Below are 22,667 nucleotides of genomic sequence, written 5' to 3'. Positions count from 1 at the left end.
TTACTACCCAGAAAATTATAATGCAAGAAAGTATAATGTTACCTTACAGATTATAATCCACTAGTAGAAGAAGTGGTTGATAAGGTGTTAAGCTACAAGCCTATTAAGCTTTAAAAAATCGAAATTCTTGCATTAATGTAGGGTTTTATAGCGGGAAGCCCTAATGGATATGAAGCAACAGGCTTGCTGTTAATTAAATATGCTGCCGTACTACGCTCTTAAGAGGCAATATTACCATTACCCAAAAGGTAGTCAAAGACTTTAACAGTAACAGACCTTAAAGTCTTTAATAGAGTAAAGTCAGGTTAGTTTTAGCCAGCTCTGGCCTGAATACCGGAGGACAGACCATATGTACCCAAGTCCTAATCCATCCGGCTGTTACTGCAGTTCAGTCATGGCGTTGGCGAACTTATTACCCATTTCGATGTAGTGGGGGCTTTCGTAGTGCCACTTGTCTTCCAGAAAGTTAACGGGCTGGTCCAGCCGTATGAGGCTCACGTGAGCGTGCTCCTGAGCAAACTTCTCCTGCGCATCGTATACAGCCTGTATGTGGGGCATGAGTATGTCTTCGGGGGTCTTTCCTGATTCTTCTATGCGGCACAGGACAATGGGTAGCTCCTCCACGCCAAACTCAGCCGTGATCTGGTTCATCAGCGTAGAGAGGTTTTCATAATAGGAAGCAGAGGCCGCTTCACGGGTGGCGTCTGCTTCCCCCTGCATCCAGATTATGCCGGAAGGGATGAGGGTGTCCTGTATGCCATCATTATCGAGATCCTTTTGCTGCATGGCCAGGCGAACGGTGTTTTCAAAATGGTCCCACTGGTTAATGGTGGTACTGTCCTGGTAGTCTTTGCCCCAGGTGCCCCAGGGTGAGCCACCGAGTGCAATAGAAGAGCCTCCTTTGGCGTATTTGATAATGGCGATGTTCTCACCGGTCAGTTCCGCCATGCGCTTACCAAAGCTTAACTCGGGACCGAAACGATCGGATAGCTGTACAGAATCTTTGGTGGCCTTATAACCTACACCAAGCCCCGGCGCCAGAGGCATCCATTTATCGTTACCGCTTACCGCGTTATCATCCGGCAGGGGAGTGCCATTGTAGATGATGACATTTGGCTGAGGATCCCTATACTCTTCTGGCAAATCCTGTGTGTAGCCGTATCCCTCCATGTTAGACTGGCCACCTGCAAAATATAGGTGGTAGGTAGTGCCTTTCTTTTGTTCCTGGTTGGCTTCACTGCTCTGGCATGACGTACCGAGGGTAAAGGCTAAGAGAATGCTGGTAATAAGTAGCAGGGGGGTATGGCGGGTGTTCATGAGTAGGGGTTTGGTAAGCTTGTTAAATAGTACTAATCCAGATAAATGTCTTCAGGTTATCTCATACATTAAACGAATAGCTATGGGCATGGCCGTCCTTTTCGAGGTCGAATTCATATAAATAGGCGCCTTTGCGGCTGGAACTCATGTCTTTTTCATCAAGTTTTTTGAGGATATTCGTCAGGGTGATGCGCTTGGTGAAATTACGCTTGTCGAATTCCTCATCGTAGATAGCTTCATACAGACGCTGGAGCTGGCGCATGGTAAACTTCTGGGGAAGGAGTTCGCGGCCTACGGGTTGGGTGGAGGTCTTCTGCCTGAGCTTGAGGATAGCTTTATGCACCATCTGGGAGTGGTCAAAAATAAGAGGGGGCAGGTCTTTGAGGCTAAACCACTGGGCGTCGTGCTGTTCGCTTAATTCGGTGTCATGGTCCTTGATATTGATAAGGGCATAGTAAGCAATGGATACCGTGCGCTCGCCCGGATCACGCTCGGGTTTTGTAAAGGTATGTACCTGTTCCATAAATACCTGCTGAAGGCCAGTGAGGTCGTGCAGGACCCGTTCTGCGGCCTCATCGGATGTTTCCTGATCCCTTAAAAAGCCACCCATAAGTGACCATTTATCTTTTTCAGGTTCAAAGCTTCTTTTTACGAGGAGCAGTTTTAATTCTTCTTCATCAAAGCCGAATATGGTGCAGTCAACTGCTACCAACATTCTGGCTTCTTCACTGTAGTTTGGTTGCGTCATTAAGGGCTAATGTTTTTTTCAAGTCCTATTCAAACGATTGCAATTGCTTGTGAAAAGCCTTACATTATGTATTGAATAATGTACAAAGTACACTTATTTTTTAATATCTTCGTCTAATTCACCAAAATAGATAAAACCGGACAAAACTAGTGAATGGCTGTTGCCCAAGCTACCATAGAGGGTGGTAATTGACGCCATAGTCCTGCAGAACATATGAAAAAATCCGCTTATATACTTCCTGTTATGGCCCTCTGGCTTACTGCTGCAGTCGTTTTTGGGCAGAACAGGAGTATGAAGTTTCAATACCTGACCATTGAAGACGGCCTTTCGCAGAATATGGTGGACTGTATCCTGCAGGACAGGCAGGGCTTTTTATGGGTGGGCACCTGGAACGGTCTGTGCCGCTACGACGGCTATGGGTTTAAGGTGTATAACAATGAGAATGCGCAGATCAATAACTTCATACATGCCTTGTATGAAGATGCTTTCGGCAATATATGGGCTGGTACGCGCGAAGGCCTGTTTGTGTACCTGCATGATGAACAGCGTTTTGCAGAGGCCTCAGGGCTGGTGTCGGGACAGGAGGGCATCGGAGGAAAGATAAAAGCGATAGAACCGCTCAGCAGGTCTACTGCGCTGGTGATTACGGACAGCCGTCTGTACGTAATAGAATTTCTGGATAGCGGCGGTCACTGGAAGAGCCGGAAGCAGTATGCGACGGAAACCCTCAGGGGTAAAATAAAAGGCCAGGTGCTGAATACGGCTACTGGTGCTTATGACGGCAGTATCTGGGCAGGTACAGACCAGGGTATCACCATCATCAGGAACGGGGCATACACTTATATAGAAAGTGCTCCCGGCGGTTTGTCCTCTAACCAGGTACTGGCATTACACCAGGCAAGTGATAGTACGATGTGGATAGGGACGGAATGGGGACTCAACCGGTATGAGTCGGCAACCGGTACTTTCAGCCAATTTTTTCATAATGAAAATGATCCTGCCACGCTGCCACATAGTGCGGTGATGGACCTGGCAGAAAACGAAAACGGACAATTACTGGTAGCTACACTTGGGGGTATTGGGGTGATGGACAGTGAAGGCCGCCTGCTACGCAACTATACTAAGAGCTACTACAGTGACCAGGGGCTGAACAATAACTTTGTAAACTGCCTGCTACTGGACAGGGACCAAAACATCTGGATAGGCACGGAGAGGGGAGGGCTGAACCTGCTGAATACCCATCAGAGCACGTTTGAGCATTTTGAGCATAAGATCACTGACCCTAACAGCCTGAGCCATAGTACGGTGAATTCGGTTTTTGAAGATGATCGAAATATATGGATAGGAACGGCCGGGGGCGGACTTAATAAGTATGTGAAAGCCACGGGCAAGTACCGGCACTATACCTTCCGGCCAGAGGACACTACCTCACTTTCCAGCAACTTTGTGACCGTAATCCACCGCGACCAGAAGGGCAAGCTATGGGCCGGTACGTGGGGGGCAGGGTTGAACCTGATGGCAGATGATCAGTCGGGCCGGTTTCGCCGGTTTATGGGGGAATACCTGCCCGGTCCGCAAAGCACCTTTATCTCATCAGTGGCAGAGGACCATACGGGTAACCTGTGGATAGGAACGCTGGGAGGTCTGATTTTTTATGATACTGAAGGCGAGCGGTTTGAGAGAAAATTTAACATTGGCCCTGACCGGATCAGTGAAGTGGGTACGCTGCTGATAGATAGTGAGGGTAATTTATGGGTAGGCACACGGGCGGGGCTGTACCGGGTAAGCCATCCGGCCTCAGCCAAGCCCGAAGTAGCGCAGTACACTCACCGCCAGGAGGCTTCTAACAGTCTGAGTGGTAATTATGTGATCTCTTTGCTTCAGGACAGCAGGGGCAGCCTGTGGGTAGGTACCTATGGACAGGGCATCAATAAATTTAATTCTGAGAGCGAGACCTTTACCAACTACACTACCCGCCACGGACTTGGTAATAACATTGTGTATGCCATGGAAGAGGATGGAGAGGGAAACCTGTGGCTCTCTACGGATTACGGCTTGTCTTCTTTTGACCCTGAGACAAGTAAGTTCCGAAACTTCTATACCTCAAACGGGCTGCTTAATAACCAGTACTATTGGTCGGCCAGTTTTAAAAATGCCCGGGGGAAGCTGTATTTTGGTGGTATGCAGGGGCTGGATGCTTTCTATCCGGCATGGATCAATGAGCAGACAGCCCAATCTGAGGTGGTGCTGACGAATATCAAACTGCTGAACGAGACTGTGACGCCCGGCAGGAAATACCATGGCACGGAAGCTCTGGGTACCAGCCCGATGAAGGCAGAAGAGCTGAATCTATCGTACCGTGAAAAGAATTTTACCATCGAGTTTACAACTCTTGATTTCCAGGAGCCGGAAATGATCCGGTATGCCTACATACTGGAAGGCTTTGAAAAGGACTGGCACTATGTTGGTTCGGACAGGCGGTTTGCGAGTTATACCAACCTGAAACCGGGTGATTATACTTTTAAGGTGAAGGCTTCCGACCCGAATGGTGACTTTACGCAGGAAGCGCGCTCACTCGCCATACACATCCAGCCTCCCTTCTGGGACACTACCTGGTTCAGGATTTTGTTCGTGTTGCTGCTGGCGGGGATGGTACTGGGCTATATCCGCTGGCGTACCTACAGCCTGAAGCGGCAAAAGATCCTGCTGGAAAAACAGGTGATGGAAAGAACGGAACAGATCAACCATCAGAATGAAGAGTTGTCTGCCCAGGCGGCCCAGTTGAAGACCAATAACGAAGAACTGGAAACAAAGCAGGCGCTGATCCGCGGTCAAAAGGACAAGCTGGAGCAGCAGAACCGTGAGATACTCTCGCAGCGCGACAAACTTATCGCCCTGAATAAAAAGGTGAAGCTGGTAAGCCAGCTCAGGATGAGCTTTTTTACAAATGTATCTCATGAGTTCCGTACGCCGCTGACGCTCATATTAGGGCCATTGCAAAAGCTGATCAAAGACCGGAAGGTTAATGAGGAAGTTTTAAACACGCTAAACCTGATCAATCATAATGCGCAGCGCCTGCTGCACCTGATCAACCAGATCATGGATTTCAGAAAGGTGGAAAACGGGCAGATGGACCTGAAGGTGACCTCTGAAGATATGAATGCTTTCTGCTACATGATATTTGAGGCCTTTCGTTCCCTGGCAGAGTTAAAGAACATCCGCTACTCTTATATAGAGCGGGACTTGCCCGATGAGGTCTGGTTCGATAAGGAGAAAATGGAGCATGTGCTTTATAATCTTCTTTCCAATGCCTTTAAGTATACCCCCGAAGGTGGCAGGATCAGCTTTGAGGTGCAGGGGCTGAAAAAGGAAGAGGCCAGACTGGAAACCGGTATTAAGGGGGAAAACGGTATCATAAGCCTGAGAGTCTCCGATTCTGGTATAGGAATCAGCGAAGAGAATTTACCGCTGGTATTCAAGCGATTCTACCGGGTGGCTTCAGAGAAAACCCTGGAGATCGGTGGCTCCGGTGTGGGGCTGTCTCTGGCCGAAGCGCTCATACGTTCCCATCACGGTGAGATATTTGTTGAGAGTAATGTGGGACAGGGCTCTGTGTTCGAGGTGCAGTTCCCGTGCCTAAAAAGTGCCTACACGCCCTCGGAAATTGAGCATGGCAGCCGGAAGGGTCCCGGGATTATGGAGCAGATCGAATTCTTTAAAGATGAACTGATGGGTAATGCTGTGAAGGAGCATACCGTGCAGCCTATGGCCTATACTCACCGCAAAGGCAGAAGTACGGTGCTGATAGTAGAAGACAATAATGACCTGCGCACCTTTGTGGCCAGTCGCCTGAATGAGCAATATAATATCCTGGAGGCAGGCAATGGCCGGATTGGCGCAGAGCTGGCTCGTAAAAATGACCCCGATATTATTATCAGTGACATCATGATGCCGGAGATGAACGGGCATGAGCTATGTACGCACCTAAAGCAGCACCTGGATACCTCACACATACCGGTGATCCTGCTGACGGCCAAAAGCTCAGTGGAAGACCAGATAGAAGGACTGGAAATAGGGGCGGATGCCTACCTGCCCAAGCCCTTTAACTTTGATCTGCTGGCAGCCACTATTCAGAACCTGATTGATGGCCGGAATAAGCTCAGGATGCAGTTTGCCAGCTCTTCCGATGCGGACAGCGTAACGAGCAACAGCAAGGACAAGAAGTTCCTTGAATCGGCCATTGATACGGTTAATGAGAACCTGCAGGATCCGTCATTTGATGTGGGTGTATTTGTGAAAAAGATGGGCATAAGCCGTAGTTTGCTCCATAAGAAGCTTACCTCACTTACGAACCAGTCTGCCAGTGAGTTTATTAACCATCTGCGTATGCAGAAGGCAAAAAGCCTGCTGGAAGGAAATACGCTCAATATCTCCGAAGTGGCCTACGCATCGGGCTACAACGACCCCAAATACTTCTCCCGCCTCTTCAAAAAGCATTTCGGCCAGTCGCCCAAGGAGTTTGTGGAGCAGAAGGTGAGGGTGTAGGGCTTCTGGCGGAACCCGCCCTTATCTGAGCATATCTTTTACTTTTTAAATGCAGGAGACAAGTCCCCCTTCCGGTCCGGAATGCTTGGGTGAAAAGCTAATGGCAAGGCGAAGGGGGCAGGCGTAGAGTATCATTTGAAAAGCAGGTGCTGAGTCCGGGGGATATATCAAAGCAGTATAATTTGGCAGAGGTACTTTGAAAAGCTCCCTGTGCAGAAGGTTGTTGGTTGCACTGAGTGGGCCTTGTAGCGGTAGCCAGAAATATTACAGGGACTGTTCTTAAAGGAAATTGTCTGCCAGGTGAAGTACAACTTCACGAAAATGGTAACCACGAGATACGCTTCGCAAATCTCGCGGTAGTGAGGGTTTATACCTATTCACCCATAAAAATGCAGGAACCAAGTCCCCCTTTCGGCCCGGAATGCTTGTGTGAAAAGCTAATAGTGATGCGAAGGGGGCAGGCGTAGAATATCATTTGAAAAGCAGAGGCTGAGTCCGGGGGATGTATCAAAGCAGTATAATTTGGCAGAGGTACTTTGAAAAGCTCCCCTACCTTTGGCGGTTGATCTCGCCCGGAATGGGGTGGGGTTGCCATTTATTGGTTGATCGCACGGAACTCTGTAACGGTGGCCAGAAATATTACAGGGACTGTTCATACAGGAAATTGTCTGCAAGGTGAAGTACAACTTCACGAAAATGGTAACCACGAGATACGCTTCGCTAATCTCGCGGTAGTGTGTGTGGCGGGTAGTTAACAGCAGCCTCCAAAACTCCTTTTCCCTGACAGACGTCACGATAAGTGATCATGCATTGTGGGAAAGGAAAACCACCCGTCCCCATCACTCTAAACTCCTTTTTTCAAACGTTTGAAACCTCCTTAAACCCTTATTTCATAAAAAACCTCCCTTTAAAACACAAATCCGGGTAAGAAAAAATCAATATATTTCAGCCTTAATTGGCTTCAGGGGGTGAATACACACCTGTCCACCATTAAAAAACATGTGTCCACCCTGGAAAACGGCCTGTTTTTCAACTTAGAGGGTGAATGGTTAGTAAAAACCATCGCGACAACATAACCCAAAACTGTATGAAGATCTTTACCACTCTGAGGATTCTGACCTTTGGTGTGCTGCTCTCCTGCATTAGCTTTATGAGCTACGGGCAGACCACCGTAAAAGGAACGGTAACGGAGGCCGGCACAGAGGAGCCTCTTCCCGGTGCCAACGTACTTATTAAAGGTACCACGCAAGGAACGGTTACCGATATGGCAGGCAACTACAGCCTGACTGTTGACCCCAACGCTACGCTTGTTTTTTCTTATATAGGATTTGTCTCACAGGAAGTACCTGTCAGCAGCCGGACCACTATAAATGTGGGCCTGGAGTCTGACGTGGAAAACCTGCAGGAGGTAGTGGTAGTGGGATATGGTGAACAAAGAAAATCCGACCTTACGGGTGCCGTAAGCCAGGTGGATACGGAAGAGATACAGAAGCAGGCCTCTAATGATGTTACTCAAATGATGCAGGGCCGCGTGGCTGGTGTGTCTATTACGAGTGACGGGCAGCCGGGCGCTGCTCCTTCGGTACGGATCCGCGGTATCAGTACCTTCGGTATCGGTACCAGTGCCGAGCCGCTGTACGTGGTGGATGGTTTCCCTATCTCCGGAGGCATCAGGGACATTAATCCTAATGATATCGAATCTATCCAGATACTAAAGGATGCCACTGCCGGTGCTATATATGGTAACCGTGCGGCTAATGGTGTAGTGATCATTACGACCAGAGACGGCAGAAAAGGCAAAGCGCTGGAAGTAGGCCTGAATGCTTATTATGGTGTGCAGACGGTACCCGACCGCATACCGGTGCTGGGCAGACAGGGCTACCAGACCATTGTTAATGAATTACTGACCAATGCGGGTCAGCCTCTGCTCCCTGGCAATGACCCGAACTCTCCCCAGTTCATAGACGACATTAATACTGACTGGCAGGATGAAGGCTATAAGGATGGTCACATCATGAACTACAACCTTAACTTCAGCGGAGGTACGGAAGCCACAAATTACTTTATCTCACTGGACTACCTGGACAATGAGGGTACGCTGGTAGGGGCAGGCCCCGATTACACGCGTTACTCTTTCCGGGTAAACTCGGAAACAAAGCTTGGTAAATTCACCGTGGGTGAAAACATCTTTGTGATGCGCTCTGATGAGAACCCGCTGTTGTTCACGCCCGACCTGGGCCTTTTAGGTGGTCGTCCCGGCCTGGTTAATGACCTGCTGCAGGCCATACCTACTATTCCTGTTTACGACCCCAATCGCGAAGGTGGCTTCGGCGGAGCGGATGAGATCATCCATAACTCCATTACGCTGAACGTGCCTGGCTACAATACGCTGATAGATAATAATATTGTGGTGAACCGTATTTTAGCTAATGCCTACGGACAGTATGAGTTTATCGATGGCCTTAGCTACAAGCTGAATTTGCAGTATGACAATACGGACATTACCGATGAGCTTTTTCAGCCGATGTATGACCTTGGCTACTTCTTTCCTAATAACCTTGCCAGCCTGAGAGTGGCAAACCGCACAAACAACTCATACCTGATCGAGAACACGATTAATTTCGACAGGGAGTTCGGTAAGCATAAGCTGAATGTGGTAGCCGGGCAAACCTACCAGGAGTTTGAATTCAGGGAGGTGGCTTCTACCGGTACTGGCCTGGACAAGCCTTATGTGATAAGCCTGGGCAGTGCGGAGAATTTCAGCGTGACGGATAACATACAGGAGTCGGCTATCTTCTCGCTGCTGGGCCGGGTAAATTATTCTTATGACGACCGTTACCTGATTACGATGAATATCAGGCGTGATGGTTCTTCTAAATTCATTGAGGATAACCGCTACAAGACTTTCCCTTCGGTAGGACTTGCCTGGAAGATCCATAATGACTTTGAGCTACCCGAGTACATCAATCAATTGAAATTGAGAGGTGGTATAGGTCAGCTGGGTAACCAGGAGATTGGTAACTACCGCTACCTGAGCACCATTAACCGCGCCATTCCTTACCAATTTGGTTCACAACGTGTACTTGGTGGAGCAACTACTATTTTGGTGGACCCCTCCATTAAGTGGGAGACGCGCACTACCCGTAACGTTGCCCTGGACGCCATGCTGTTTAAGGGCAAGCTGGAATTCACTGCGGAATACTACTCCAATACGTCTGAGGATGTCCTTATTGACCTGCCCATTCCGTTGTCAAACGGTTCACTGGCCGGTCTGGCGACGAACGCAGGTTCTATTCGTAACTCCGGTATTGAGTTGAGTGCTACATACCGCGAAGAGATCGGCGACTTCTCATTCGAGATCTCACCTAACTTCTATACCCTGAACAATGAGATTCTGGACCTCGGCCCGCGTGAAGCTCTTCCTGGTGTGGGCACCTATAACGTAGAAGGCCGCTCTATTGGTGAGCATTATGGCTGGGTATATGATGGTATTTTCCAGGACCAGCAGGAGGTAGCAGACCACGCTTTCCAGGAGAACGGCACCTCACCCGGCGATATTCGTTTCAGAGACATAAGCGGCCCTGACGGTGTGCCTGATGGGGTGATCACTGACGATGATCGTACGTATCTGGGACAGGGCTTGCCTACCTACTACTATGGTCTGAACATAACGGCGAGATATAAAGGCTTTGACCTGACGATATTTGGCTCCGGTAGTGGCGGTAACTTAATCAATAGTAACCTGTACCGCGGCCTGATGCTTTCTTCCGGCTTTACTAACTGGCACGAGGATATCCTTGGCCGCTGGACACCGGAAAACCCCAGCACTACCATCCCCCGCATGATCTGGCTCGACCCTAATATGAATGCCAGAAACTCTAACCGCCCGGGCTGGCTGCAGGACGGAGACTACTTCCGTATTAACACCCTTTCACTTGGATACAACCTGCCGGATACTTTCCTGGAGAGACTGAACATCAAGAGTGCCCGCATCTACGTAACGATGCAGAACGTGCACACCTTCAGTTCTTACAAAGGATACAATCCTGACTTTCAGGCGGCTATCCTTGAGCCGGGATTCGACTTCGGTACCTTCCCAAGGCCCAGAACAACTATGGGCGGTGTTCAACTTAAATTTTAAGAAAAGATGAAATTCAGAATATTCACATATACCCTTCTGGCTGCAGTCTTTCTTGGCTGTGATAGTAAACTGGATATACCGGACCCTAACCGATTGTCTTCAGATGAATACTACAGCACAGAGGAACAGGCTGTGGCCTCAGTAGATGCCATTTATAATACGCTGATCATAGACGGCTGGTACCAGCGCATGACGCCTATATACAATGACAGCCGTAGCGACGAAGTAGGAAGCCGAAGCCCCTGGGCTTTTCTTACAGGGCTTAGCAACTTTACCCTGCCTCCGGCCGATGAAGGTGGGGATATCTTCTGGGCGGGCCATTACATAACAGTGAACAGGGCCAATCAGGCATTAGAAAATGTACCCAACGTGCCTGATCTGGACCCTGCTCTTACTGACCGCCTGCTCGGGCAGGCTTATTTCCTTCGCGGACTGGCCTATTTTAAGCTGGCTAACCAGTACGGTAATCCGGTACTGGTGCTGGAAACACCCGTAGGAGTAGAGGCACTCTATCCCAGTAATGAAGGGGTGACTAAAGAGGGGGTGTATGAGCAGGTGAAGATGGACCTGGAAATGGCCATTGACTTGCTACCTACTTCCTATGCCGGCATTAGCGGACCGGATGCCAACCAGAGTGGCCGCGCTACGAAACGTGCAGCTCAGGCGCTGATGGGTAAAGTACTTCTGTATGAGGGTGAATATGCCCAAGCACTGCCATTCTTTGAGACGGTGATCACCTCAGGGGAATTTGCCCTGGCGGAGAACTATGCTGATATCTTCTCCGGCGACCCTGCACTGGAACAGGCTGACCCGGGTAAGATCTTCTGGGCGGAGTTTACGAATAGTACGAACCCTACACCCAACTGGGGTGGTGATCCTAATGTAAACTGGAGGCAGTTCAATGCCCTGTCACTGACCTACTCCGTAGCCAACTTCTTTGACTTTTACCCTACAAACTGGCTGTATAACGAAATGCGCCAGGAGCTTACGGTAGATGGTAACCTGGATGAGCGCTACCATGCCACTATCCTGTCTTACGAACCGGAAGAGGGCTATGACATGGCCTTCGGACAGCCCTGGCCTTACGGAGAAAACGATTATTTCCTCAAGAAATTCACCCTGGCCGATATGGGAGGTAATGCTGACTTCTCCGGGATTAACTACCCCATCATTCGCTATGCGGATGTGCTGCTGATGTATGCCGAATGCCTGGCTAATACCGGTAACATAGGCGCTGCTGCAGAGTATGTGCAGATCGTGCGCGACCGCGCCAATCTTCCTGATCGCGAGTCTGAATTTGCAGGCTATACCCTCGATCAGTTCATGGACCAGCTTGCCCACGAGCGGGTAATGGAGCTGGCTGTAGAAAGCTCACGCTGGTTCGACATCATGCGCTGGGGCTGGCTGGATGATGCTCAGAAGCTTCAGTTGCTGCAGGCTCATGATCCGGAGTTCCTGAACTTTACTCCAGACCGGAAACTCATACCCATACCGCTTAATGAAATGAATAATAACCCTAACCTGGTAGGCAATGCAGCGAATGACTAATGTACTAAGGCTGCTATGCCTGGTAGTCTGCCTTGGACTATTGCAAGCCTGTGCGGACTCCTACTCGCGGCCTTTGAAAGCAGAGGTAGGAGGGGAAGCTGCTGCTGAGCATGTGTATAAGGTAGATGCCAGCGATGCAGTGGCTGAGATACAGCCGACAATGTACGGTATCTTCTTTGAGGACATCAACTTTGCGGCAGACGGTGGCATCTATGCAGAGATGATAAAAAACCGCTCCTTTGAGTTTGACGAACCTATGATGGGCTGGGAGCAGCCTGAGAGCAACCGGTTCTCTATGAACGAAAATTCCGGCTTTGCGATGCCGGTTAAGGCAAACCCGGATGAAGCGAATAAGAACTTCCTCCGTGTGGATGTAAAGGCTGAGAATGGCTACCGCCTGACGAACTCGGGCTACCGCGGCATGGGCATCAGGGAAGGCAGCCAATACAACCTGAGCCTTATGGCCCGTGTAATGGAAGGGGATGTCTCGCTGAATGTCATGCTGAAAGACTCTACAGGACAGGAGCTCGGCCGTACCACCGTCAGCCTTAGCGGTAGTGATTGGAATAAGTACGAATCTGCCATTACCGCTAATGGTACGGCCATGAAGGGTCATGTGGAGATCGCCTTTGAGGGAACGGGTACAGTAGACCTGGACATGGTCTCTATGTTTCCGGCGGATACATGGAAGAACCGCCCCCAGGGGCTAAGGAAGGACCTGGTGCAGTTGCTGGCTGATCTTGACCCCGGCTTTCTCCGGTTTCCCGGTGGTTGCATAGTGGAGGGCCGCACCCTGGACAGACGGTACCAGTGGAAGAAGACGGTAGGCGATATCGAAAATCGCTTCACGCTTATAAACCGCTGGAACACGGAGTTCGATCACCGGCCTACGCCGGACTACTTTCAGAGCTTCGGGCTTGGCTTTTTCGAGTACTTTCAGTTATCCGAAGACCTGGGTGCCGAGCCGCTACCTATCCTTAGCTGCGGCATGGCCTGCCAGTTCAACACGGCTCAGCTCGTGCCGATGGACGAACTGGACCCTTACGTGCAGGATGCGCTGGATCTGATCGAGTTTGCCAATGGCCCTGTATCATCTGAATGGGGTAAGCTACGGGCTGACATGGGTCACCCGGAGCCGTTCAACATGAAATACATAGGCATAGGCAATGAGCAGTGGGGCCCTGAGTACATTAAGCGCTACAAGGAATTTGAGAAGGCCATCAAAAGCCAGTACCCTGATATGATCATTGTATCCGGCAGCGGACCTTACCCTGATGGGGAGATGTTTGACTATGGTATGGCAGAGCTGAAAAAGCTGAATGCGGAGATCATAGATGAGCACTACTACCGTAACCCGGAGTGGTTCCTTGAAAATGCCGACCGCTACGACAAGTATGACCGTAACGGGCCGAAGATATTCGCAGGCGAGTATGCGGCCCAGAGCGTGGCCATAGCCAGCCCGGATAATAAGAATAACTGGAACTGCGCGCTCTCAGAAGCGGCCTTTATGACGGGTCTCGAGAGAAATGCGGAGGTAGTCCAACTAACCTCTTATGCGCCGCTGTTTGCGCATGCAGATGGCTGGCAGTGGACACCGGACCTGATCTGGTTTAATAACCTTGAGGCTTACGGAACGCCCAACTACTACGTGCAGAAGCTGTTTTCCACCAATCGCGGAACGCATGTGCTGGAACTGACTGATGAGAGCCAGGCTATTACGGGGCAGGAAGGGATGTATGCCACTGCCGCTAAGGATGAGGAGGCGAAAGAGCTGATATTCAAGGTGGTGAATGTCAATAATGCTGAGCAGGCTATCACCTTTGACGTTTCCGGCGTAAATGGCCTGCAGCGCAAAGGGAAGAAGCTGGTGTTGCATAGTGACAACATGCAGCAGGTGAATTCTTTCGAGAATCCTAAGCAGCTAAGTCCATCTGAAGAAGAGATAAAGGTAAAAGGTGATCAGTTTGAGGTATCCGTTGCTCCTCATTCACTCACCGTATTCAGAGTAGGCTATAAAGACCTGGTGAACTGATCACCGGGTTTTCATTATAAAAAATTAACATATAGATGACCCGTTATCTTTTAGCTATATTATTATGCCTGGGTGCCGGTAGCTTGTCCGCAAGGCAGGTGCAGGTACATATCAATGCCGACCAGGGCGGCCCAACTATTAATAAGAACATCTACGGACACTTTGCCGAGCACCTTGGCCGCTGCATATACGGGGGCTTTTACGTAGGTGATGACAATACCGAAATACCTAATACGAATGGGGTGCGTAATGATGTGGTGGAAGCTCTGAAGGATCTGAAGGTACCCGTACTGCGCTGGCCAGGAGGTTGTTTTGCCGATACGTACCACTGGATGGACGGTATTGGCCCTAAAGAAGACCGTCCGACAATCGTAAACCAATGGTGGGGAGGGGTAACGGAAGATAACAGCTTCGGTACGCATGACTTTCTGAACATGTGCGAAATGCTGGATGCTGAGCCTTACCTGGCGGCTAACGTAGGTAGTGGTGAGGTGAAAGAGCTGGCCGACTGGGTACAGTATGTGAACCATGACGGCACCAGCCCTATGGCTGACCTGCGCCGCGAAAACGGGCGCGAAGAGCCCTGGCAGGTTACCTACTGGGGCGTAGGCAATGAGATGTGGGGCTGCGGCGGCAATATGACGCCGGAGTACTATGCTAACCTGTATAAGCAGTACGCCACGTTTATGACGGACTGGTCTAACAGCAGCAACCTGTTTCGGATTGCCAGTGGGGCCAATGTGGCCGATTACCACTGGACGGAGGTGCTGATGCGGGACATTCCCAAGCACCTGATAGAGGGCGTGGCCCTGCATTCCTATTCTTTTGTGGAATGGAATGAAAAAGGCCCGGCTACCGGCTTTAGCGAAGCCCAGTATTTCAGTACCATGGAGACGGCCTTGCGCATGGAAGAGCTTGTGACCCGCCACAGCACCATCATGGACAAGTACGACCCTGAGAAGCGCATTGCGCTGGTAGTGGATGAGTGGGGCGGATGGTACAACGTGGAAGAGGGTACTAACCCCGGCTTCCTGTACCAGCAGAATACGATGCGTGATGCAATGATCGCGGGTACTACCCTGAACATTTTCAATAATCACGCTGACCGTGTGCGTATGGCTAACCTGGCGCAGACTATCAATGTGCTGCAGGCGGTCATTCTCACGGAAGATGAGAAGATGCTGCTAACGCCTACCTACCATGTGATGAAGATGTATAATGTGCACCAGGATGCGACCCTGCTGCCGCTGAGTATATCCTCCGGTGCGCAGTATGAATTTGAAGGCAAAAGCCTGCCGGCTGTGTCCGGTTCTGCTTCTGTGAATGAAGAGGGTGCTATCCATATTTCACTGGTGAATATAGATGCTGATGAGGCACAGGAGGTGACCGTAAACCTGCGCGGCACGGATAACAAAAAGGTGTCCGGTACCATACTCAAAGCTGCCAACCTCACAGACCATAATACCTTTGATAATCCGGACAAGGTGCAGCCTGTAGCTTATAAGGATTTTAAACGGAAAGGGGAGAGTATGACCCTGCAGTTACCACCCTTTTCAGTAGTTGTGCTAAAAGTTGAATAAACCCTATGCCTGTTAAACCCAAAACCATTCTCAAATCTTATCAACGTTGGATAACTGTATTCAGCCTGCTGCTTTGCTTTGGCTGGCTGGCTGCCGGCTGCGGAGAGGAGGAGATCGAACCTGCTCCTAATCCCACGCCGGGAGGCGGCGAGAGGCCGGATACCACTGAGTTGGGTGACGGGCCCATTGACTTTTCCCGCCTGCCCGATACCTACGGCCACCTGGCCACCGCCGCACAGGTGTACGACTGGATGCACTATAATTCGCACGACCCCTCGGTCATCGATGCGCGTGATTATGTGATGGATGCGGGCGACTTTTTTTATTCTTACAGCACGGATGTATCCTATGGGCATACCATCAGGCCCGGACTTCAGATCCGCAGGAGTATCAACCTGGTAGAGTGGGAGTACGTAGGCTGGGTGTTTAATGCTATTCCTACCGCCGGTGCTACTTACATCCGGCAGAACGGGGGTACACCTAATAATAGCCTGTGGGCCCCTTATGCCATACAGGTAGGCAGTGAGTACCGTGTGTACTACTCCCTGGCCTCTAATGTGGGGCGGCTCAGTGCCATAGGGCTGGCCGTTTCCGATAGCCCCATGGGGCCCTTTGTGGAACGCGGCCTGGTGGTGACCTCCCAGGGAGATAATTCGACTCATACCAATGCCATTGACCCCAGCATTATTATAGACCAGAGTGGCAACCAGTACATGTATTACGGCTCCTCGTGGGACGGCATCTACATGATGGAGCTGGATCCTGCCACCGGCCTGGCCGCCACCGAAGGCGACATCGGGCAGCGCGTAGCCCACCGCGGCTTCAGCGGCAATACCATCAATGGCAACATCGAGGGGCCGGAGATCATCTACAATGAAGAAGAGGGCATGTACTACCTGTTCATTGCTTACGACTGGCTGGAAACCAAGTATAATGTGCGTGTGGGCCGCTCGGAAAGCCCTACCGGCCCTTTCTACGACTTTAACGGGGACAACCTGAACGAATTCAGCGATAACCAGCCCATGATCCTGGCACCCTATCGCTTCCAGAATCATAGCGGCTGGCAGGGCGTATCGCACCCCGCCGTATTCGAAAAGGACGGGCAGTACTTTATGGCCCACCAGGGCAGGCCTGGTATAGACAGGTTTTTTATGGTGCTTCATGTGAGGCAGGTGTTCTGGACAGAAGACGGGTGGCCCATCGTGTCGCCGCAGCGCTATGCCAATGAGGAAGAAACAGCCGTGGAAGAAAGCGAACTGCCGGGTACCTGGGAGCAGATTGTTTTTGGCTACAACGTAGTGCCCGGATTTGCTGAGACACAGACAAACCCTGACTTCCAGCAGTCAGTCACCATCACCCTGGATGCAGGCGGCACCATCAATGGCGATAATGCCAATACCTGGTCATACGAAGCCCCATGGCTCACCCTAAGCTGGGGGGGCGGTGCCTTCACGGATAAGGTGTATGTAGAGCGGGGCCGTGACTGGGAAAACGAAGTAGCTTCCACCATTCTCTTTACCGGACTAAATGAAGAAGGAACGACGATCTGGGGTAAAAAAGTAGGTGAATGAAACGACTAATTTTACTATCGATACTTTGCCTGGTGGCAATTACTGTTCGCGCTCAGTCGCTTGACCTGCGTGTGCATGATCCGGTTATGATCAAAGAGGATGGTACCTATTACCTCTTCTGTACCGGGCGCGGCATTTCCATGTTTTCATCAACGGATATGAAAGAATGGAAGGAAGAAAAGCCGGTATTCGATGAGGCCCCGGCATGGACGACTGAAGCTGTCAGCGACTTCCGCGGCCACTTCTGGGCGCCTGATATATCGTATTATGATGGTAAATACTATCTCTACTACTCGGTAAGCTCATTTGCCAAAAACACCTCCGCTATAGGGCTGGTAACCAATACAACCCTGGACCCGGAAGATCCCGCCTACAAGTGGGAAGACCAGGGCATGATCCTTCAGTCTGTACCTAACCGTGACTTGTGGAATGCCATTGACCCGAACATTATAGTGGATGAAAATGGCTACCCATGGATGTCGTTCGGGTCCTTTTGGGAGGGACTAAAGCTGGTGAAGCTTATTCCTAAGCGTACGGCCCTGGCTGAGCCTCAAGAGTGGCACACCATTGCACGACGTAAGCGCAGCGACTTCCTGGATGACAAGGAGCCGGGCGATGCGGCCCTGGAGGCACCTTTTATCTTTAAAAAAGACTCCATGTACTACCTCTTTGTGTCGTGGGACTACTGCTGCCGGGGCAAGAACAGCACCTACAAGGTGGTAGTGGGCCGATCAGACGATGTGACCGGGCCCTATCTGGACAAGGAAGGGAAAAGCATGGCCGACGGGGGTGGTACGCTGGTAGTGGAAGGAGACGACAGGTGGGCCGGGGTAGGCCATAACAGTGCTTATACGTTTGATGACACAGACTACCTCGTTTTCCACGGCTACGATATGAATGATAATGGCAGCCCGAAACTTATAATAGGCGAAATGAAATGGGACGATGAAGGCTGGCCGGTAATAGATGATAATATTCTGAAATAATGGTATAGGTATATATCATTATATGAAACAGACATAAAAAGAGCATTTTTTTAATATAAAGGCTTATTTAAACATTTATAAGAGAGCCGCACGTATAATATTATTTTAACCATACCACGGTATATGATATTCATGGCCTGCATGCTAAGGCTTACAGGCACAGCTATGTCCATACCCTAACGGTATACAACGTAAACCCTATGAGACCAGACTGTACTTTTTATCATCTTTTAAGCAGGGCTGCACTGAGTGTATTGCTCATGCTGCTGACCCTTTCTGTGGCACAAGCCCAGTACCCACCCAGTCACGACCCTTCTACCATGGTGCAGAATGTAGATGGCCGCTACTGGATATTTACTACAGGTGACGGGGTATGGGCCATGTCGTCCAGTAACCGTGACTTTACCAACTGGCGCCCGGAGCCTACGCCTTTTCCGATAGGCCAGTGGCCGTCCTGGATCAATAATTATGTAGATGGCTTCCGGGGCTTCTTCTGGGCACCTGATGTGATCAAGATCGGAAGCACGTACTTTCTCTACTACTCCTGCGCGGGCAATGGTGCCCCGGCGGCTATAGGAGTGGCTACAGCTACCAACCTTGCTGGTCCCTGGACGGACCGGGGCATGGTAGTGGCCGGCAATAATGCCATAGACCCCGCCCTGCTGCTAGACAATGGCCGCCTATACATGAGCTGGGGTAACTGGCAAAGCGGTATCGACATTATCGAGCTCAGCACCAGCACGGGTAAACCAATCGGCGGCTCTACGCACCTGGTAGACGGCAACGTAGAAGGCCCCGGACTGATCAAAAACGGCAGCTACTACTACTTGTTTTACCAGAGAGGACTTTGCTGCAATGGGGTAAACAGCTCGTACTACATGGTAGTGGCACGCTCCACCAACATTCGCGGCCCCTACACCGGCGAGCGCGTATTCCTGCCCAACCGAAGCGGTAACGAGGTAGGCCCCGGGCACTTTGGCTACAGTTTCAGCCGGCTAACCTATCACTTTTACGATGCGAATGATAATGGCAATGCCAAACTCCGGGTCAGATCAGATTTCGGCTTTAGTGGTGGCTGGCCCTACCTTGGCAGCCCTCCCTCCAGCGGAGGTGGTATTGTCTCGGGAGGTACGTACCGCATTGTGGCGCGGCATAGCAATAAGGTACTGGACGTAGCGGGATGCGGCAACGCAGATGGAACGAACGTAAACCAATGGAGCTGGCTGAACAACAACTGCCAGAAATGGACGGTAACGAACACCGGAAGCGGCTGGCGCCTTTCGCCACTCACGGCACCCGGCCATGCGCTGGATGTGACGAACTGTAGCAGCGATGACCTTGCTAACGTACAGATATGGAGCTGGCTGAATAACGATTGCCAGAAATGGGACCTGGTAGACAGGGGAGGCGGTTACTACGGCATCCGCTCACGTGCCAGTGGCAAGTACGTGGACATCCTGAGCTTCTCATCTGATGACGGGGCGAATGCTGTGCAGTGGCCCGGTACCGGCGGTACCAACCAGCAATTCCGCTTTGAAGCGGTAAGTGGCAGCCGCCTCGCAGAAGGCCAGCCGGAACTGGCAGAGGCGACCGCCCGCGTATTCCCTAACCCCACCAGCGAGCAACTGAACATTGACCTGGGCGGTGAGATGGAAGGCAGCACGGACTATACGTTGTACGATACAGCGGGTAAAGTCATGCTAAGCGGCAACTTTACCGGTCGTTCTGCCACCGTATCAGTAAAAGAGCTCCCCGTTGGCCTCTACCTGCTGAAGTGCGAAAACCAGGGAGGGACCTTTACGGAGAAGATGCAGAGGAGGTAAGTTATTTAATCACTTATCCCGGGACAAGCGATAGGGCGTTACCTGGTGGGCGCTCTGCAAGAGGTCTCCATCTTTTGGCCGAAAAGTAGATTTATTAACTACTTAGTAGTATAAGGCTTTCAGTCTATAAACGCCTACTTAAGTCGAGAAAGTACCTGGCCTAAAATGGCTGGTAACCTGTGAGCGTATCATAATTCGGCCTTGTTCCCAGAGCCGTTAAGAAATGTTTGAAATGAAGCGTTAAAAAAGAAAACTGTTTGAGGTCTGAGGTACGAAGACCGAGTTTTTTCTTTTTAGATGAATGGAAGACATTTTAGGCGAAGGGGACCCAGCCTTGATTTTTTGTTACTTTTTGATCAAGCAAAAAGTATGAAAAGTCAGAGGCAAGGCAGTCCAGTGATAATTATCACACGATCTACTCTCTACAAAAATATGCTTTTGTGTAACCCGAAAAAGGTGGGCCGGGTGCGGCCCACCTTTTATTTTTTAAATGAAGAAGATATGGACATGATATGTAAGTACCTCATACAATCCTGTTTACTGATAAGCTTAATTGGCTTCACGGCTTGTAATTCCGGTACTTCAGCAGAGGAGGAACCGGCATCACCGCAGCCCCAGACACCGGAACAGACCCATGCAGGAAACCCGGTATTCCGGGACATGTACACGGCCGATCCGGCCGCACTGGTGCATAACGACACCCTGTACATCTTCACCGGGCATGATGAGCAGGAGGCCGGGGGAGAGGGCTTTGTAATGAACGACTGGTATGTGTTTTCCACCACCGATATGATGAACTACACCAACCACGGCGCGCGACTGCAGGTGGCAGACTTCGGGTGGGCTAGTGGGCAGGCCTGGGCCGCTCATGTAGTGGAGAAAGGCGGCAAATTTTACTGGTACATAACCGCAGAACATAAAGACATTCCCGGCAAGGCCATTGGCGTAGCTGTGGCAGATCACCCCCTCGGACCTTATACTGATGCGGTAGGCGAAGCGCTGATCACGAATGACATGACCACCCACACCGACATCGCCTGGGACGATATCGACCCGGCCGTATTCATAGACCAGGACGGTAGTGCCTACCTGTACTGGGGCAATACGGTGCTCAAATACGCCAAACTGAAAGATAATATGACCGAACTGGATGGCCCCATCCACACCCTAGACTTGCCTGCTTTCACCGAAGGCCCCTGGCTGTTCGAACGCCAGGGTAAATACTACCTGACCTACTCCGCCCAGTTCCCCGAAGTGATCGACTACGCCATGGCCGACAGCCCCGAAGGCCCCTGGACCTACCAGGGCCGCCTGAATGACACAGTGCCCAACTCACCCACCAACCACCAGGCAGTAGTAGAATATAAAGGCGCCTGGTACTTCATCTACCACACCGGCAGCCTCCCCAACGGCGGCGAGTTCCGCCGCTCCGTCTCCATCGACCGCCTCCACTTCAACGAAGACGGCACCATGCAGGAGATCGTCCAGACGGTGGAAGGAGTGGAGAGGGTGGAGTGAAATATAATACCGGTTAGAGTTTTAGATTTTTCACTACCGCGAAGTTGCACTTCGTGGTAGCCATTTCCGCCAAGTTGAACTTGGCCTTGCATGCTGCAGGTTTTGCAGTTTATATCGGCTTCACTGCATTTGCGAAGTACAACTTCGCATTAATTTCAACCACAAGATTTCATCCGAGACATAGCCTCGCGGTAGTTAGAGGGGATTTTTTAACGCCCCAACCTGCAAGGCCGAGTTTCTTTTTATAATTCCCAACATCTAGCAACATTCCCATGCAGAAATTAAGTCCCCCTTCCGGACCACAAGAGACCGGGCGATAGTGAAAATGCTGACTTCGAAGGGGGCAGGCGTAGGGTGTGTATTTGGAAAGCGATAGTCCCGTCCGGGGGATGTATCAGGGCAGGTATTCGGCTACAATAATCTAAGCCAGCCGGGAGAGGGGCGTGCTTGGCAAAAAGGTATACGTCGTTTGGCAGGATAGTAACGATGCAGTATGATGACATTTAATCTATATTTTGCTAAAAGGGCGCTTTTAAGACAGCATACTGCAAGTAGACAGGGAGAACCCCTTCCGTCTGCGAAGAAAGATTTGGCTGAGACTCTTGAGAGTTAATTTTCAGGGGCATGTATTTTAATGATGCATTTGCTCCGCAGCCACCTTCCCCCCGGGGAAGGAATTTTTTACTGCCTGATTTCAGAGATCGTACCTGAGTTACTGCATTCGCGAAGTACAATTCGTATTTATCATTAATAGTTGGTGCGAGAATTTCCTCACACCAACTTGGCTAACTTAGCTAATCAAAGGCAAGCACATTTTGAATTACACTTATCAGTTTTTATTGTGACATACAAGCAGCA

At 50.5% G+C, this 22,667-nt stretch carries 11 protein-coding genes; 9 read left to right on the top strand and 2 right to left on the bottom strand.

Features of this window, described 5'->3' with window-relative positions:
* Positions 1–378: 378 nt before the first annotated feature.
* Positions 379–1,317, bottom strand: coding sequence for a sialate O-acetylesterase (locus AB9P05_RS21650; protein WP_371910926.1), 939 nt, complete (start codon positions 1,315–1,317; stop codon positions 379–381).
* Between the two features lie 61 nt (positions 1,318–1,378).
* Positions 1,379–2,065 carry an NUDIX domain-containing protein gene (locus AB9P05_RS21645; protein WP_371910925.1) on the bottom strand — a complete coding sequence of 229 codons (687 nt, stop codon included), beginning with the start codon at positions 2,063–2,065 and terminating at the stop codon, positions 1,379–1,381.
* A 213-nt stretch (positions 2,066–2,278) separates the two neighbouring features.
* On the opposite strand from AB9P05_RS21645, the gene AB9P05_RS21640 reads away from it, so the two are divergent.
* The 9 genes from AB9P05_RS21640 (at position 2,279) to AB9P05_RS21600 (ending at position 21,809) form a co-directional block, all read left to right on the top strand.
* Positions 2,279–6,610 (top strand): two-component regulator propeller domain-containing protein, encoded by a 4,332-nt coding sequence (locus AB9P05_RS21640; RefSeq protein ID WP_371910924.1) that lies wholly within the window; start codon positions 2,279–2,281, stop codon positions 6,608–6,610.
* Positions 6,611–7,697: 1,087 nt separating this feature from the next.
* Entirely contained in the window at positions 7,698–10,751 is a 3,054-nt protein-coding gene (locus AB9P05_RS21635) for a SusC/RagA family TonB-linked outer membrane protein (RefSeq protein ID WP_371910923.1), read from the top strand.
* A gap of 6 nt (positions 10,752–10,757) precedes the next feature.
* A complete protein-coding gene (locus AB9P05_RS21630; RefSeq protein ID WP_371910922.1) occupies positions 10,758–12,299 on the top strand; it encodes a RagB/SusD family nutrient uptake outer membrane protein in 1,542 nt (513 codons plus the stop codon).
* Positions 12,283–14,331 (top strand): alpha-L-arabinofuranosidase C-terminal domain-containing protein, encoded by a 2,049-nt coding sequence (locus tag AB9P05_RS21625; protein ID WP_371910921.1) that lies wholly within the window; start codon positions 12,283–12,285, stop codon positions 14,329–14,331. Before AB9P05_RS21630 ends, AB9P05_RS21625 begins: the two co-directional genes overlap by 17 nt.
* A 35-nt stretch (positions 14,332–14,366) precedes the next feature.
* Complete coding sequence (locus tag AB9P05_RS21620) at positions 14,367–15,911, top strand: alpha-N-arabinofuranosidase (protein ID WP_371910920.1); 1,545 nt, start codon at positions 14,367–14,369, stop codon at positions 15,909–15,911.
* Positions 15,912–15,916: 5 nt separating this feature from the next.
* The gene (locus AB9P05_RS21615) at positions 15,917–17,482 is read left to right on the top strand and encodes an arabinan endo-1,5-alpha-L-arabinosidase (RefSeq protein ID WP_371910919.1); all 1,566 of its coding nucleotides are present in this window, start codon (positions 15,917–15,919) and stop codon (positions 17,480–17,482) included.
* Entirely contained in the window at positions 17,479–18,468 is a 990-nt protein-coding gene (locus AB9P05_RS21610; protein WP_371910918.1) for an arabinan endo-1,5-alpha-L-arabinosidase, read from the top strand. Before AB9P05_RS21615 ends, AB9P05_RS21610 begins: the two co-directional genes overlap by 4 nt.
* Positions 18,469–18,668: 200 nt before the next feature.
* Complete coding sequence (locus AB9P05_RS21605) at positions 18,669–20,291, top strand: family 43 glycosylhydrolase (RefSeq protein ID WP_371910917.1); 1,623 nt, start codon at positions 18,669–18,671, stop codon at positions 20,289–20,291.
* A 501-nt stretch (positions 20,292–20,792) separates the two neighbouring features.
* Positions 20,793–21,809, top strand: a complete 1,017-nt coding sequence (locus AB9P05_RS21600) for a glycoside hydrolase family 43 protein (protein WP_371910916.1) — start codon at positions 20,793–20,795, stop codon at positions 21,807–21,809.
* Positions 21,810–22,667: the final 858 nt, after the last annotated feature.

This window comes from Roseivirga sp. BDSF3-8, from assembly GCF_041449215.1.
Taxonomy (GTDB): Bacteria; Bacteroidota; Bacteroidia; order Cytophagales; family Cyclobacteriaceae; genus JBGNFV01.
Note: the sequence above shows the minus strand (reverse complement) of the source record. Positions and strands in the feature narration are given on the sequence as shown.